The organism is Streptomyces sp. NPDC048182 (assembly GCF_043202555.1).
Taxonomy (GTDB): Bacteria; Actinomycetota; Actinomycetes; order Streptomycetales; family Streptomycetaceae; genus Streptomyces.
This window is the reverse complement of the sequence record NZ_JBIDAQ010000008.1, coordinates 121,139-135,464: the sequence shown is the minus strand read 5'-3', so window position 1 is coordinate 135,464 and position 14,326 is coordinate 121,139. Positions and strand designations below refer to the sequence as shown.

9 protein-coding genes are annotated in these 14,326 nt (G+C 72.4%); all 9 read right to left on the bottom strand.

The window, feature by feature from the left end; translation table 11 throughout:
* Positions 1-34 precede the first annotated feature (34 nt).
* Positions 35-1,915, bottom strand: coding sequence for a discoidin domain-containing protein (locus tag ACGFZL_RS17940; protein WP_393692733.1), 1,881 nt, complete (start codon positions 1,913-1,915; stop codon positions 35-37).
* A 126-nt stretch (positions 1,916-2,041) separates the two neighbouring features.
* A complete protein-coding gene (locus tag ACGFZL_RS17935) occupies positions 2,042-3,406 on the bottom strand; it encodes a GH1 family beta-glucosidase (protein ID WP_393692731.1) in 1,365 nt (454 codons plus the stop codon).
* Between the two features lie 47 nt (positions 3,407-3,453).
* Positions 3,454-4,293 (bottom strand): carbohydrate ABC transporter permease, encoded by an 840-nt coding sequence (locus ACGFZL_RS17930; RefSeq protein WP_355170584.1) that lies wholly within the window; start codon positions 4,291-4,293, stop codon positions 3,454-3,456.
* A gap of 10 nt (positions 4,294-4,303) precedes the next feature.
* Positions 4,304-5,341, bottom strand: coding sequence for a sugar ABC transporter permease (locus ACGFZL_RS17925; RefSeq protein WP_355170398.1), 1,038 nt, complete (start codon positions 5,339-5,341; stop codon positions 4,304-4,306).
* Between the two features lie 50 nt (positions 5,342-5,391).
* Positions 5,392-6,708 carry an ABC transporter substrate-binding protein gene (locus ACGFZL_RS17920; protein ID WP_393692728.1) on the bottom strand — a complete coding sequence of 439 codons (1,317 nt, stop codon included), beginning with the start codon at positions 6,706-6,708 and terminating at the stop codon, positions 5,392-5,394.
* Between the two features lie 936 nt (positions 6,709-7,644).
* Positions 7,645-8,685: a LacI family DNA-binding transcriptional regulator gene (locus ACGFZL_RS17915; RefSeq protein WP_393692726.1), complete on the bottom strand. Its 1,041-nt coding sequence runs from the start codon at positions 8,683-8,685 to the stop codon at positions 7,645-7,647.
* Between the two features lie 52 nt (positions 8,686-8,737).
* Positions 8,738-11,191, bottom strand: coding sequence for a glycoside hydrolase family 3 C-terminal domain-containing protein (locus ACGFZL_RS17910; RefSeq protein WP_393692724.1), 2,454 nt, complete (start codon positions 11,189-11,191; stop codon positions 8,738-8,740).
* 31 nt (positions 11,192-11,222) lie between these two features.
* Positions 11,223-12,992, bottom strand: coding sequence for a discoidin domain-containing protein (locus tag ACGFZL_RS17905; protein ID WP_393692722.1), 1,770 nt, complete (start codon positions 12,990-12,992; stop codon positions 11,223-11,225).
* Positions 12,993-13,066: 74 nt separating this feature from the next.
* On the bottom strand, positions 13,067-14,152 hold the full coding sequence (locus ACGFZL_RS17900) for a DUF1996 domain-containing protein (protein WP_393692720.1): 1,086 nt from the start codon (positions 14,150-14,152) through the stop codon (positions 13,067-13,069).
* Between the last annotated feature and the right edge of the window lie 174 nt (positions 14,153-14,326).

Sequence of the window (14,326 nt, the reverse complement as noted above, 5' to 3'; positions counted from 1 at the left end):
CGGCGAAGGACGCCCGCAGGGTCCTACCGGCGTCTCACCCCTTCTGCTCCACCCGCACCCAGTCCACCTCCGCCTGCACTCCCCCGCCCGCGACGCGGTCGACGCTGGACTGGGGCAGGCCCCAGTAGGGGGTGGTGACCTTGTTCCAGCCGGCCGGGTAGGCGCCGCCGAGGGCGAGGTTGAGGATGACGTACTGGTTGTGGTCGAAGACCCAGGCGCCGCGGGTGGACTCCAGCTTGTTGCGGGTCGTCTCCTGGACGAGGCGGTCGTCGACGGAGAAGCGCATGGCGGTCGGGGTCCACTCCACCGCGTAGGTGTGCCACTGGTCGGACCGGCCGCCGGCCGGGTAGGTCTGGCGGGCGCCGATGTTGCCGTCGGCGGAGTAGCCGGGGCCGTGCAGGGCGGTGCTCGTCCAGTCGGCGTAGCCGATGTTCTCCATGATGTCGGTCTCGCCGGAGGCGGGCCAGGAGACGGAGGGGTCGTCGACATTGCTGCCCAGGAGCCAGAAGGCGGGCCAGAAGCCGTCGCCGACGGGCAGCTTCATGCGGGCGCTGACCTTGCCGTAGGTGAAGTCGAACTTGGTGTTGGTGTCGATGCGCCCGGAGGTGAAGTCGTAGGTGCCGCCGCCGGCCCGCGTGCAGCCCTTGCAGTACTTGGCGCGCAGCACCAACGCGCCGTTCTCCTGGCGGATGTTGTCCGTCGAGTCGACGTACGCCTGGGACTCGCCGTTGACCGAGCCCATCTCGGTGCCGGTGCGCACCACCCGCCACTTGGCGCGGTCCAGGGCGGCGGAGGTGAAGTCGTCGAAGAACGTGGTGCGGTAGGCACCGGACTGCTCGCCGGGCAGGGCCGGGTAGGCCGCCGCCGCGCTGCCGCCGGTGCCCCAGACCTGGAACTCGTAGAGGGAGTAGCCGAACTGGGCGGTGGCGGGTGCCGGGTTGTAGAAGGAGCGGCGCTCCTTGCCGAGCATGCGGACGTAGCGTCCGGTGGCCGGCTGCGGGAGGCGGACCGTGTCGTGGCGGCCGGCCGCGTCGCCGGGGGCCTTGATGTCGGCGCGGCGGGCCGAGACTTCGGCGGCCGACGGGCGGTAGACCGTGCGCCAGGTGCGGTTGTCGTCGGAGACCTGGAGTTCGTAGTCGACGGCGTAGGCCGCCTCCCAGTACAGGTCGACCGTGTCGATGGTGGAGCGGGCGCCGAGGTCGACGGAGACCCAGCGGTCGGCGTTCCAGTCGCTGGCCCAGCGGGTGGCGTCGCCCTTGAGGGAGTCGGGCCAGCCGCCGTCGGTCACGAAGGCCGGGGAGTTGCCCGCGTGCTGGTAGACGTTGGAGTAGGCGGGGTGGTTCAGGGCCAGGTTCGTACGCGTGGTGGAGGCGGGGGCGGGTTCGCCGCCGTAGACCTTGAAGGAGTAGAGGGAGTAGCCCCAGGGGGTGGCCCGTTCGACGCCGCGCATCCGGACGTAGCGCGCGGTCACCTCCTGCGGGTAGGTGTGCGCGGTGACCGAGCCGCCGGTGCCGGCCGTCTCGGTGTAGAACGGCGTCCAGTCGCTGCCGTTGCGCGACGCCTCCAGGACGTAGCGCTTGCCGTAGGCGGCCTCCCAGTCGAGGACGACCCGGTCGACGCGGAGGGTGGCGCCGAGGTCGACGCGGATCCAGGCGGTGTCGCTGAAGTCGCTGGACCAGCGGGTGCCCGCGTCGCCGTCGAAGGCCAGCCCTGGCGCCGTTCCGGCGTTCTCGCTGCCGGAGGCGGTGACGGCGGCCGGGGACGCGGCGTAGGCCCCGGCGGCGCGGTCGGTGTCCCAGGTCGCCGCCGCGGCGGCCGGCGCGGCGGAGGCGGGGGCGGTGAGCGCCTGGCCCGCGGTGAGCAGGGTCAGCGCGGCCAGCGCGGTGAGCAGGGTGCGGGGGGTACGGGATGGCATGCGGCTCTCCTTCGAGCGGCTGGTGCGTCTCGGTCACGCACCTCAGATGTGTCATGCACCTGACATTTCCGGGGCCGAGTCCGAGAGGCGCGGACTCCCGCATCCGCGCCTCCCCACGGGCTTGGGTCAGGCGGCCTCGCGCCGCCCCGCCCGCCGACCGTGCTCGGCGATGATCTCGGTGTACCGCCGCCCGCTGCCCTTGATGGTGCGGACCTGGGTGGCGTAGTCGACGTGGACCAGGCCGAAGCGCTTGTCGTAGCCGTAGGCCCACTCGAAGTTGTCGAGCAGCGACCAGGCGAAGTACCCGGCCAGCGGGGCGCCCTTGCGGGCCGCCGAGGCGCAGGCGGCCAGGTGGCCGGCGAGGTAGTCCTGGCGCTCGGGGTCGTCGATCGTGCCGTCGGGGCGGACCACGTCCGGGAAGGACGAGCCGTTCTCGGTGACGTAGATGCTGCGCGGCCCGTACTCCTCGGTCAGCCGCAGCAGCAGGTCCTCGATGCCGCTGGCGTCGATCTCCCAGTCCATGCCGGTCCGCGGGACACCCTCGCGGCGGACGTCGCGGACGTGCGGGGCGGGGGCGGACGGATCGGCTGCGACCGTCTGCGGGAAGTAGTAGTTCAGGCCCAGCCAGTCCAGCGGGGCGCCGATCAGCTCCATGTCGCCCGGCTGCTCGGGGAGTTCGACGCCGTACATCTCGCGCATGTCGGCCGGGAAACCGCGGCCGTGCACCGGGTCGAGCCACCAGCGGTTGGTGTGCCCGTCCATCCGGCGGGCCGCCGCGAGGTCCTCCTCGCTGTCGCTCGCCGCGTGGACGGTGGACAGGTTGTTGACGATGCCGACCTGGGCGCCGGGAACCGCCGCCTTGATCGCCCGCATGCCGAGGCCGTGGGCGAGGAGCAGGTGGTAGGAGGCCCGCACGGCGGCCGTGAGGTCCGTCCAGCCCGGGGCCATCACCCCGTCCAGGTGGCCGATCCAGGCCGAGCACAGGGGCTCGTTGAGGGTGGCCCAGTGCGTGACCCGGTCGCCGAGCCGCTCGGCGACGACGGAGGCGTACGCCGCGAAGTGCTCGGCGGTCGCCCGCTCGGGCCAGCCGCCGCGGTCCTGGAGCGCCTGCGGCAGGTCCCAGTGGTAGAGGGTGACGGACGGGGTGATGCCGGCCTCCAACAGGCCGTCGATCAGCCGGTCGTAGAAGGCGAGGCCCTTGGCGTTGACCGGGCCGTCGCCACCCGGCAGGATCCGCGGCCAGGCGACGGACAGCCGGTAGGCGTTGGTGCCCAGGCGCCGCATCAGGTCGATGTCCTCGCGCCAGCGGTGGTAGTGGTCGCAGGCGGTGTCGCCGTGGTCGTCGTTGTCGATCTTGCCCGGGGTGTGCGAGAAGGTGTCCCAGATCGACGGCGCTCGGCCGTCCTCCGCGACGGCTCCCTCGATCTGGTACGCCGAAGTGGCCGTGCCCCACAGGAAGTCGTGCGGGAGTGCGGCGAGGTCGATGGTCACGGGGGTCCTCTCGGGGTCGGGTGCGCCGGTCCTCGGGTGCGGGCCGGTCACTTGACGGCTCCCGCCGTCAGGCCGGCGACGAGGTAGCGCTGGAGCAGCAGGAAGCCGGCCACCACGGGGACGCTCACGACCAGGGAGGCGGCCATGATCTGGTTCCAGTACACGTCGTTCAGCGTGGAGTAGGCCTGGAGGCCGACGCCCAGGGTGCGGGTGGTGTCGTTGGTCATCACCGAGGCGAAGAGCACTTCGCCCCAGGCGGTCATGAAGGCGTAGACGGCGACCGCGACGATGCCGGGGACGGCGGCCGGCACCACGACCTGGAAGAGGGCGCGCAGCGGGCCGCAGCCGTCCACCAGCGCCGCCTCGTCCAGGTCGCGCGGCACCGAGTCGAAGTAGCCGATCAGCATCCAGATGGAGAACGGCAGCGAGAAGGTGAGGTACGTGATGATCAGGCCGATCCGGGAGCCGAAGAGCGCGACGCCGGTGGCGTTGCCGATGTTCACGTAGATGAGGAACAGCGGCAGCAGGAAGAGGATGCCCGGGAACATCTGGGTGGACAGCACGGTCACCGAGAAGAGCCGCTTGCCGCGGAACTCGTAGCGGCTGACGGCGTACGCGGCGAAGACCGCGACGACCACCGAGCAGACCGTCGCCGTGCCCGCCACGATCAGCGAGTTGGTGAAGTACTTGGCGAGCGGGACCGTCGACCAGATGTCGATGTACGGGTCGATCGTGAGGCCGCTGGGCAGCCAGTGGAACTTGCCGGAGACGTCCTCCAGCGGCTTGAGCGAGCTGGAGACCATCACGTACACCGGCAGCAGCACGAAGCCGGTGAGCAGGGTCAGGAAGACGCGCCGCGTCCAGACGAAGGAACGCGGGGCGGCCATGGCGGCGGCCCTAGACATCGGCCGGCCTCCTCTCCCGGCGGGCCTTGCGCGCCTTCGGCGTGCGGGTGGCCCGGGACGTCACGAACAGGTACACGCCGGTCACCACGAGCAGGAAGAGCAACAGCAGCACGGACATCGCGGAGCCGGTGCCGAAGTTCCAGTTGACGAACGACGACTGGTAGATGTGGATGGAGATCAGGTCGGCGGACTCCGGGGCGGACTTCCCGAACAGCACGAAGGGCGTGTTGAAGTCGTTGAAGGTCCACAGGAACAGCACCAGGACCAGGACCTGGTTGACCGGGCGCAGCGACGGCAGCGTGATCCGGCGGATCTGCTGCCAGACGCCGGCGCCGTCCAGGGCGGCGGCCTCGTACAGCTCGCCGGGGATGTTCTGCAGGCCGGCCATCACGATGAGGAAGGCGAACGGCCAGCCCTTCCACACCGAGACGGTCAGCAGCGCCCAGAAGGCGTTGTCGCCGATCAGCCAGAAGGAGGGCTGGTCGGTGAGGCCGAGCTGGTCGTGCAGGACGTGGTTCACCAGGCCGTTGTCGTGCTGGAACATGAACGCCCAGGTGATGACGGCCGCGTAGACCGGCAGGGCGTACGGCACCAGGAAGATGGCGCGCAGGATGCCGCGCCCGCGGAAGGCGTCCTGCATGCAGATCGCCGCGGCGGTGCCGAGCAGCCAGCACAGGCCGACCGACAGCAGGGTGAAGCCGACGGTGACCAGGAAGGAGTGGAGCAGCGCCTCGCCGACCGGGGCGTCGAAGTCCACCGACATCTGGTAGTTGTCGAACCCGCTCCAGGGAGCGTTGGTCCAGTCGCGGATGAAGAACTGCGTCAGCTCTTTGAAGCTCATCGCGATGCCGATGACCATCGGCACCAGGTGGACGAGGAGTTCGAGGAGCAGAGCCGGCAGGAGCAGCAGGTAGGGCAGTCCGATGCGGCGGATCCGCCCGGTGCGGCGGCGGGGGCCGCGCGCCGCACCGGGGGAGATCTTGCCGACCGTCCGCTCGCCGGGCTGCGCCGAGGCGGTGGTGGTCGTCATGGGTCGGTCCGAGTCCGTAGCGGTCAGGGGGTCCGGGTGGGTTCCGGTGCTCACTTCTTCGGCATCTGCTGCTGGGCCTTGGTGAGCTTGGCCTTCACCGACTCGGTGGTCACCGGGCGGCCGGCGGCGGCGTCGGCGAACAGCTCCTTGACGGCGGTGCCGACGGCGGTCTCGAACTGCGACTCGTCCGCCACCTGGGGCAGCGCGGAGGCGCTCTTGGCGAGGGTGTCGCGCAGCACGGAGGTGGTGGGGCTGTTGAACGCCGGGTCGGTCTGGGCGGTCTTGACCGGCGGGATGGAGCCGTACGCCTTGTTGAGGATCTTCTGCTCGTCGTCGCTGGTCATGAACTTCACGAACTTGGCGGCGCCGTCGAGGTTGTCGGTGTTCTTGAACACCGAGATGTTGATGCCGGCGACCATGGAGTTGGTGGCCTGGGCCGTGCCGGGGGTGCCGGAGGCGACGGGGGCGGGGGCGACGCCGTACTCGTCGTCCTTCATGCCCATCGACTTGAAGGTGGCCGAGGCGGTCTGCCACAGCACCATCGAGGTCTTGCCCTTGACGAAGTCGCTCAGGGACTGGTTCTGCGCGTACTCGGCGTTACCGGGGGCGATGATCTTGTCGGCGGCCATCAGGTCGACGTACTGCTTGACGGCCGCGACCGCGCCGTCGGAGGTGAAGTCGGGCTTGCCGTCGGCGGTGAAGAAGTCGGCGCCGTGCTGTTTGCCGAGGACGAAGATCTGGTGGATGTTGTTCGAGAGGTTGGAACCCTCGGCGCCCAGGCCCCACTTGCCGCCCTTGGCTATCTTCTTGCCGGTCGCGACCAGCTCGTCCCAGGTGGCCGGCGGCTTGGTGATGCCCGCGTCGGCGAACATCTTCTTGTTGTAGTAGAGCGCGTACGACATCGAGTACAGCGGCACGGCGGCCGGGTCCTGGCCCTGGACGCCGGTGGAGCCGAGGGCGGAGTCGACGAAGCGGTCCTTGCCGCCGATCTTGCCGAAGTTCTCGGCGTTCCAGGGCAGCAGGGCGCCGGTGGCCTGGAGGGAGGCGCTCCAGGTGTTGCCGATGTTGAGGATGTCGGGGCCCTGGCCCGAGGTGGTGGCGGTGAGGATGCGGTTCAGGAGGTCGGACCAGGGCACGACCTCCAGCTTCACCTTGATGCCGGTCTGCTTCTCGAACTTGTCCAGCTCCGGCTGGAGGACCTTCTTGTCGACCTCGATGCTGGCACCCTGGTTCGAGGCCCAGTAGGTCAGCGTCTTGGGCGAGTCGTTCGATCCGCCGCCCGAGGAGGAGCCCCCTCCGCAGGCCGAGGCGGCGAGTGCGAGAGACATGGTGACGGCGCCTACGGCCGCGGCTCGGATGCTGCGCATGGCTTCTGGGTCCCTTTCCGGGAGGCGAGAAGTCCGAGGACGACTTGCGGGAGCAGCGACACCCCGTTCGCTTCCCGAAGCCCCTCATGGCTTAATTTAGGACGTGAGTTAAACCTCAAGAGAAAGCCCCGTCAAGGCATCGCGCACGACCGGTCGGACGGCGGAAGCGGCCGGAGCGGGGCCCTGACGCCTGCTACGGGCGGCCACACCCGCCATGACCTGCGACGGGAGCGCCGCGTCGGCGTTCTGCAACGGTTGGGTATCGACGCCCCGGCGCGCCGCCCGACGCGGGGCCGGGCGCGGGTCTCGAGTTCGGATCACGGCGACGGCGGACCGGCCGGCCCCGAGCGACGGAGGACCGGCCGACCCCGAGCCGGGGGACGGCCACGTGGCCCCGGCCGGAGGCGCCGACGGTCGGCTGCCGGCACCGCGCGCCCGGCGCCGGGACGGGGGACGCTGCCGGCACGGCGGCACGGACAGGCCCACCGAAGGCAACCCGGCGGGCCGCGACGCTCCGGTACGACGCTCCAGGGCGCCGCAGAGGGGACCGTGCGGCCCTGCGCGCACCCGCCCCGGCCGGGGGCTACGGCACCGGTTGCCCTCACCGCACCGCGCGCCCGGCGCCGGGACGGCGGACGCTGCCGGCACGGCGGCACGGACAGGCCCACCGAGGGCAACCCGGCCGGCCGCGTCGAGCACACCGGTGGGTCGCGACGCTAGGGTACGGCGCTCCCGGCCGCCGCAGAGCCGAGCCGGAGCGGCGGGGCGGTCTTCCCTGCGGCGTAGGAGAGCGACAGCGACGGGCCCCGGTGCGGGCCATCCCCCGAGGCGCAGGAGAGCAACAGCGACGGGGCTCCGGTGCGGTCCTGCGCGCGTCCGCGAGGTGCTTCGCGCGCCGCGCCCAGCTACGCCCCGAACCGGGCCACCAGGGGGGAGTCAGGCCGAGTCCCGGACCACCAGTCGCGGGTCGAAGAGCACCGACGTCGGTTCCGTGCGGGTGCCCCGGATGTGGTCGTCGAGGAGGGCCGACATCCTGGCCGCCATCTCCTCCACCGGCTGGCGGACGGTGGTCAGGCGGGGCCGGCAGGTGACGGCCACGCTGGAGTCGTCGAAGCCGATGACGGCCACGTCCTCGGGCACCCGGCGCCCGTGGTCGCGCAGGACCTGCACGGAGCCCTGCGCCATCAGGTCGTTGGCGGTGAACACGCCGTCCAGGTCGGGGTGCTGCTCGAGGAGGGCCGTCATCGCCGCCATGCCGCTGTCGACCGTGAAGCCGCCCTCGGCCACCGGGACGTGCGCGTGCCCGTGCCGGGCCAGGGTGTCCCGGAAGCCGGCCAGCCGCTCCTGGCTCGCGGCGACGGCCAGCGGCCCGGTGACGGTGGCGACCCGCCGGCAGCCCCGGCCCAGCAGGTGCCCGGCGGCCAGCGCCCCGCCCGCGCGGTGCGCGAGGTCGACGTAGCTGAGCGGCACGGGCCGCCCCGGCCGGGCGAAGAGCACCGCCGGCAGCCCGGCGTCGGCGAGCAGCGCGGGCAGCGGGTCGTCGGGGTGCGTGGAGACGACGAGCGCGCCGTCGGCGCCGCCCTGCCGCAGGAACCGTACGACCTCCTGCCGGGCCTCGGGCGTCTCGGCGAACATCAGCACCGGATGCATCGAGCGGGGCCGCAGGTGCCCGACGACGCCGCCGACCACCCGGCCGAAGAAGGGGTCGGCGAACACCCGCGTGGCGAAGGCGTCCTGCTCCGTCTCCGAGGCGTCGCCCGCGCCGGAGACGACCAGCGCCACCGTCGTCGTGCGCCGGGTCACCAGCTGCCGCGCGGCCTGGTTGGGGGCGTAGCCCGTCCGCTCGATGGCCCGGCGTACCAGGTCCTGGATCGCCGGGTCCACATTGCGGACGCCGTTGACCACCCGCGAGACGGTGGCCCGGGACACGCCTGCCTCCCGGGCCACGTCTTCCAAGGTCGGGGCCTGTCTGCTCATCCCCGCACCTTACCGACGGGACCTCCCCCCGTGGTAGAGCGCTCTCCTGCGCTCAAGAGGTCCCGTCGGCCGCCGACACCTCCACCTCCGCCGCCAGCGGCAGCTCGCCCGCCGAGCGGCCGGCCAGCACCCGGCAGGGCCCCGGCTCGGTCCGCCAGCCGTGCTCCTCGGGCGACCAGTGGCGCAGCGCCCGGGCCGGCACCCGTACCTCGGCCGTCACCGCCTCCCCCGGCTCCGCGCGCACGGCCGCGTACCCGGCCAGCCACCGCTCCGGACGCTCCAACGCCGAGTCAGGACGGGCCAGGTAGACCTGTACGACCTCCCGCCCGGCCCGCACCCCGCTGTTGCGCACCCGCACGCGGACGAGCAGGTCCTCCCCCGACAGCACCACCGGCGCGACCGCCAACCCCTCGTACGCCCACGAGGTGTAGCCGAGCCCGTGCCCGAACCAGTAGGCGGGCTCCCGGCGTTCGCGCAGCCAGCCGCGGTGGCCGACGTGCAGCCCCTCGGCGTAGTCGAGGCGGCCGGCGTCGTCCGGGCGGACCCGGGTCACGGGGGCGTCGGCGAGCGCGGCCGGCCACGTGGTGGGCAGCCGCCCGCCCGGCTCGGCCCGGCCGAAGAGCACGTCGGCGAGCCCGCCGCCGCCCTCCTGGCCCGGGAACCAGGCGAGGAGCAGCGCGCCCACCGCGTCCCGCCAGGGCAGTTCGACCGGCCCGCCGCTGTTGACCACCGCCACCGTGCGCGGGTTGGCCGCGGCGACCGCGCGGACCAGCGCGTCCTGCGTCGCGCCCAGCCCGAGGCCGGTGCGGTCGCGCCCCTCGCACTCGCCGTACTCGGTGGTGCCGACGACCACGATCGCCGCGTCGGCGGCACCGGCCGCGCGGGCCGCCTCGGCGACGGACGCGGCCACGTCGGGGGCGGGCGGGGCGGCGCTGACCACGACGGCCCGCCCGGTGCCCGGGGCGAGTTCGCGCCGGGCGACCAGCAAGGCGTCCTGGCCGACACCCAGTTCGGCCTCCGCACACCGGGCGGGCGGGTCGACGTGGATGACCGCGGGGTCGTCGGTCTCGGGCGGGAAGTCGCCGTCGAGCAGGGTCCGTCCGTCCAGGGCGAGGCTCATCCGGCCGAAGCCGGCCACGCCCAGCGTCCAGGTACCGGCGGTGCGCGGCCTCAGGCGGGCGCTGACCTCGACGGTGTGCGCGCCGGGCACCAGGCGGGGTTCCAGCAGGCGCCCGCCGCCGCGCCGTTCGGCGTACAGCTCGGCGCCGTCGGCGTCCAGCATCCGCAGCAGCACGCCGGGCCGCCCGGAGCGCGGGTCGGTGCACTCGGCCTGGTCCAGGGCGGGTGCGGGGCCGTCCGGGCGGGGGCCCGGCACGTGCAGGACGCGGGCCCGGCCACGCAGGGCGGCGCGGACGCCGTCCAGGACGGACACCTCGTCCTGCGGGAAGACGCCGGCGCTGCCGCCGCCCTGGGTGCGGGTGCGGGCGGCGTGCGCGCCGACGACGGCCACGGTGGTGAGCCGGCCGGGGTCGAGCGGCAGGACGTCCCGGTTGGCCAGCAGGACGGCGCCGGCGGCGACCGCCCGGCGGGCCAGCGCCCGTACCTCGCGGGTGCGGAGACGGACCGGGGCGGGCGGCCGGGTGTCGCCGAGCGCGCCGAGCCGCGCGGCCAGGCGCAGCAGGCGCCGCGCCTTGTCCTCGACGGCCTCCTCGGACACCTCGCCGTCGGCCACCGCCCGGGCGAGCGCCTCGCCCCAGGGCCCTTCGGGTCCTGGCATGGCCAGGTCGAGGCCGGCCCGCGCGGTCTCCAGCGTGGTGCGCACCGCGCCCCAGTCGGAGACCACGACGCCGTCGAAGCCCCACTCGCTCTTCAGCGGGTCGGTGAGCAGCCGGTTGGCGGTCATGGTGGTGCCGCCGACCGCGTTGTACCCGGCCATCACCAGGCGGACGCCGGCCGCGACGGCCGCCTCGAAGGGAGCGAGGTAGACCTCGCGCAGCGCCCGTTCGCCGACGCGCACGTCGACGGTGAGCCGGTCGGTCTCGGAGTCGTTGGCGACGTAGTGCTTGGCGGTGGCCGCCACGCCGTGCGCCTGGACGCCGCGGATCAGCGCGGCGCCGATGCGGCCGGTCAGCTCCGGGTCCTCGGAGAGGCACTCGAAGTGCCGGCCGCCCAGCGGGCTGCGGTGCAGGTTGAGGGTGGGGGCGAGGAGCACGTCCACGCCCTTGCGGCGGGCCTCGGCGGCGAGCAGTCCGCCGATCCGTTCGACCAGCGGTTCGTCCCAGGTGGCGGCGAGCGCGGAGGCCGAGGGCAGCAGGACGGAGGTGCTGCGCTCGTCCCACGCCTGGCCGCGGACCCCGGCGGGGCCGTCGGACAGCACCATCTCCCGCAGTCCGACGGCCGGTTCGGCCCGGGTCCGCCAGGTGGTGGCGCCGCTGAGCAGCGACACGCGGGCCTCGACGGTCAGTTTGCCGAGCAGCCGGTCGATCTCTTCGTCACTCGTCTCCACCCGGGACTCCCCCCATGTCGTTCCTCTGCCGCTACTTGTAGACGCCGAACTCGTACAGCGAGTAGCCGTACCCGGTGCCGCGTGCCGTGCCGTTGACCCGCACGTAGCGGCCGGTGCCGGAGACGTCGAGGTCGTCCACGCCGCCGTTGCCGTCGGTCACGGTGCGCACGGTCTGCCAGTTGGTGCCGTCGTCCGAGACCTGGATCGTGTAGGCCCTGGCGTACGACGCCTCCCAGTACAGCTGCACGTGCTTGATCGCGGTGCGGGTGCCGAGGTCGACGCGGAGCCACTGCGGGTCGCTCCAGTCGCTGGCCCAGCGGGTGCTGCCGTTGCCGTCGACCGCGTTGGCCGCGGTGCAGGGGCAGTCGCCGTAGCTCGCCTGGAAGGACGAGGCGGTGGCGGGCCTGCCCTGGGAGACGTTGGTGCCGTTCACCGCCGGCGGCACGACGCGCACCGAGCGGGTCTCGACGCCGACGTTGCCGTGGCCGTCGGTGGCCTTGACGTACACCTTCCAGACGCCGGGCCGGTCCGGCGCGGTGATGCGGAACCGGCCGCCGCCGAGGTCGGTGAAGGGCACCGGGGTGAGCTGCTTGCCCTGGTCGATGTAGTTGCTGTTGGTCAGCACCTGGTAGGAGAGCGCGTCGCCGTTGGGGTCGGTCGCCTTCGTGGTCAGCACCAGGTCCTTGCCGGCCTGCACCTTGCCCGCGTCGCCCTCCACGCCGAGCGGCGTGAGGACCGGCGGGGTGTTGTCGCGGGAGGTGTCGCCGCCGTAGGCCCGCTTCACGGCGTAGTACGACAGCCGCTTCTCGCCGGCGGGCAGCAGGTTGAACCAGATGCCGCCGAAGTCGTACTCGGTGCCGTAGTGGAAGAGGGTCGCGCCCAGGGCGACGCCCCGGTGCCCGGTGACGCAGTTCCACGCCTTGGTGTACCCGTCGGCCTTGGCCTGGTCGGTGGGCTCCAGCGGTACCCCGTTGGCGTCGTCCGGCACCTCCCACTCGCCGGCCGGGCCGGTCTCGGTGACGATGTACGGCTTGGTGTAACCGCCCTGCTGCCAGGCCGCCTTGACGTCGCAGACCGCGTTGTAGGAGTTGACGGCGTACAGGTCGAGGTCGGGGGCGTTCTTCTTGTAGTACGGCCACGCGCCCACCCAGGCGTCGGTCGAGGTGACCGGGTGGTTCGGGTCGACGGCGTGGATCTTCTTGGTGACGTCGTTCACGAAGGTCGTGTAGGCGTCGCGCTGACGCTCCAGCTCGGTACCGCTGTAGCAGTTCTGCAGGCCGAGCACCGACTCGTTGCCGACGTTCCACATCAGCACGCCTGGGTGGTCCTTGTACTCCTGCACCCAGCGCGGGAACTCGGCGAGCATGTTGTTCTTGTACGTCGTGTCGGTCACGTAGTTGACGCAACCGCCGCTGCCGGGGCCGCCGCCGGGCTGCAGCCAGAAGCCGGCGATGACCTTGATGCCGTTCGCGGCGGCGGCGTCCAGGAGGGGCTTGCTGCTGGCGTCGGTGCCCCAGGTGCGGATGGTGTTGGCGCCCATGGACTTCACGTCGGGCAGGTAGCGGGGCGCGTCGGTCGGGGACGGGCCCCAGGTCAGGCCCTTGATCTGGTACGGGCTCCCGTCGACGGTCAGCTGCCAGTTGCCCTGGCTGCCGGTGACCTTGACGACGCTGCCGGCGGCGTGCGCCTGCCCGGCGGGCAGTGCGGTGAGGAGACCGGCGGCGAGCAGGGCGGCGGCAGCGGGGGCGGCGAGTCTGCGGGCGGGCGTGCGCGTCGGGTGGGCGGTGCGGGGTCGGCTCATGTGGGGTTTCTCCGGGGAGTCGGGCCGGGGGCGGCTCCTCGTCCCGGGGAGCCGCCGTGGGGGGAAGGGTTCGGTCAGGGGAGTTCGTAGCGGTCGTTGAGCGCCGCGCCGGCCTCGGGGTGGGTCTGGTCGTAGCCGCGGGCGTCGCACTGCAGGCCGCCGACGATGCAGTGGTCGACCATGGCCTTGAGGGTGCGGTCGTCCCAGGCGTTGAAGAAGTCGTAGTGGAACGAGTAGCTGGGGCCGCTGGCGAGCCGGAGCTTGGAGAGGTCGCCGTTGACCGGGAAGGCCATCTTGAACTCGATCATCGGCAGGGCGACCGGGTGGTCGGCCGGGCAGATGTTGTTGTTGGTGCCGGGGTTGACCACGGGGTAGGCCATGTGGCTCTTGTGGTCCGGCGTGTCGAGGTTCCTGCCGTCCCAGCAACTCGGCGCCTGCCAGCGGATGTTGACCTGGACGTCCGGCCGGCTCGGGCAGTTCTTGGGGAAGTCGACGTTGAAGAAGCTGTCGCCGCACTCCCAGCCCTCGACGAAGCCCTTGTGGTTGCGGAACTCCGTCGCGCTCTGCATCGGGTTGCCGACGACGTAGCGCAGCCCCTTCGGGAAGGGCCGGACGCTGGTGTAGTCGGTGACGCCGGCCTTGTAGTAGATGACCTGCGGGCCGACGGGCAGCACCGGCTTGTCGCCGTTGTACATGGTCGGCATCCAGTAGCCCGACCTGTCGCCGGGCGCCAGACAGGTCGTGGTGCCGGCGTCGAGCGAGGCGGTGGTGCTGTAGGCGTTGGTCGTCCGGTTGCCCATGAAGGTGTGGTCGTGGGACTTGCCGGGCTGCTGCGCGTAGACGATCGGGTCGTCGGGGGCGGTGTGGGTGACCGAGCAGTTGGCCTGGAACTCGTGGAAGTAGCGGTGCGGGGGCTCTTTGGTGGACGGACTCACGCCGGTGACCGGCGGGTTGGCGGGGATGTAGCCGTCGCCGTCCGGGTCCTCAGGGGAGGACTTGGTGGAGACGGCCATGGTGTGCCCGGCGTGGACGGCCGGGCCGGTGGCGTCGGCGGTTTCGGTGGGGCCGGCGTTCGCGGCGACCGTGCCGAGTCCGACCGAGGTCAGCAGCAGGGCGCTCGCGATCAGGGTGCCGGAGAGGTATCTCGATCTCCGTGGCATGGAGACCTCCTGAGCTCGTCGTCGAGTCTCTGAACGGGGGGTTGGGAGAGCGCTCTCCCGAGTCGGAGTGTTGGGCGCGCGGCGGAGGGTGTCAAGGGATCCGGCACGGATTCAACGGCGGCCCTGCGCACACTTGTTGAAAGCAGTGGGCGGAATCGGTCGCAGGTCTTGACG

Coding starts and splice junctions, on each gene's coding strand:
- ACGFZL_RS17900 (WP_393692720.1), bottom strand. CDS start 14,152: ATGCCACGGAGATCGAGATACCTCTCCGGCACCCTGATCGCGAGCGCC.
- ACGFZL_RS17905 (WP_393692722.1), bottom strand. CDS start 12,992: ATGAGCCGACCCCGCACCGCCCACCCGACGCGCACGCCCGCCCGCAGA.
- ACGFZL_RS17925 (WP_355170398.1), bottom strand. CDS start 5,341: ATGACGACCACCACCGCCTCGGCGCAGCCCGGCGAGCGGACGGTCGGC.
- ACGFZL_RS17940 (WP_393692733.1), bottom strand. CDS start 1,915: ATGCCATCCCGTACCCCCCGCACCCTGCTCACCGCGCTGGCCGCGCTG.
- ACGFZL_RS17915 (WP_393692726.1), bottom strand. CDS start 8,685: ATGAGCAGACAGGCCCCGACCTTGGAAGACGTGGCCCGGGAGGCAGGC.
- ACGFZL_RS17920 (WP_393692728.1), bottom strand. CDS start 6,708: ATGCGCAGCATCCGAGCCGCGGCCGTAGGCGCCGTCACCATGTCTCTC.
- ACGFZL_RS17930 (WP_355170584.1), bottom strand. CDS start 4,293: ATGGCCGCCCCGCGTTCCTTCGTCTGGACGCGGCGCGTCTTCCTGACC.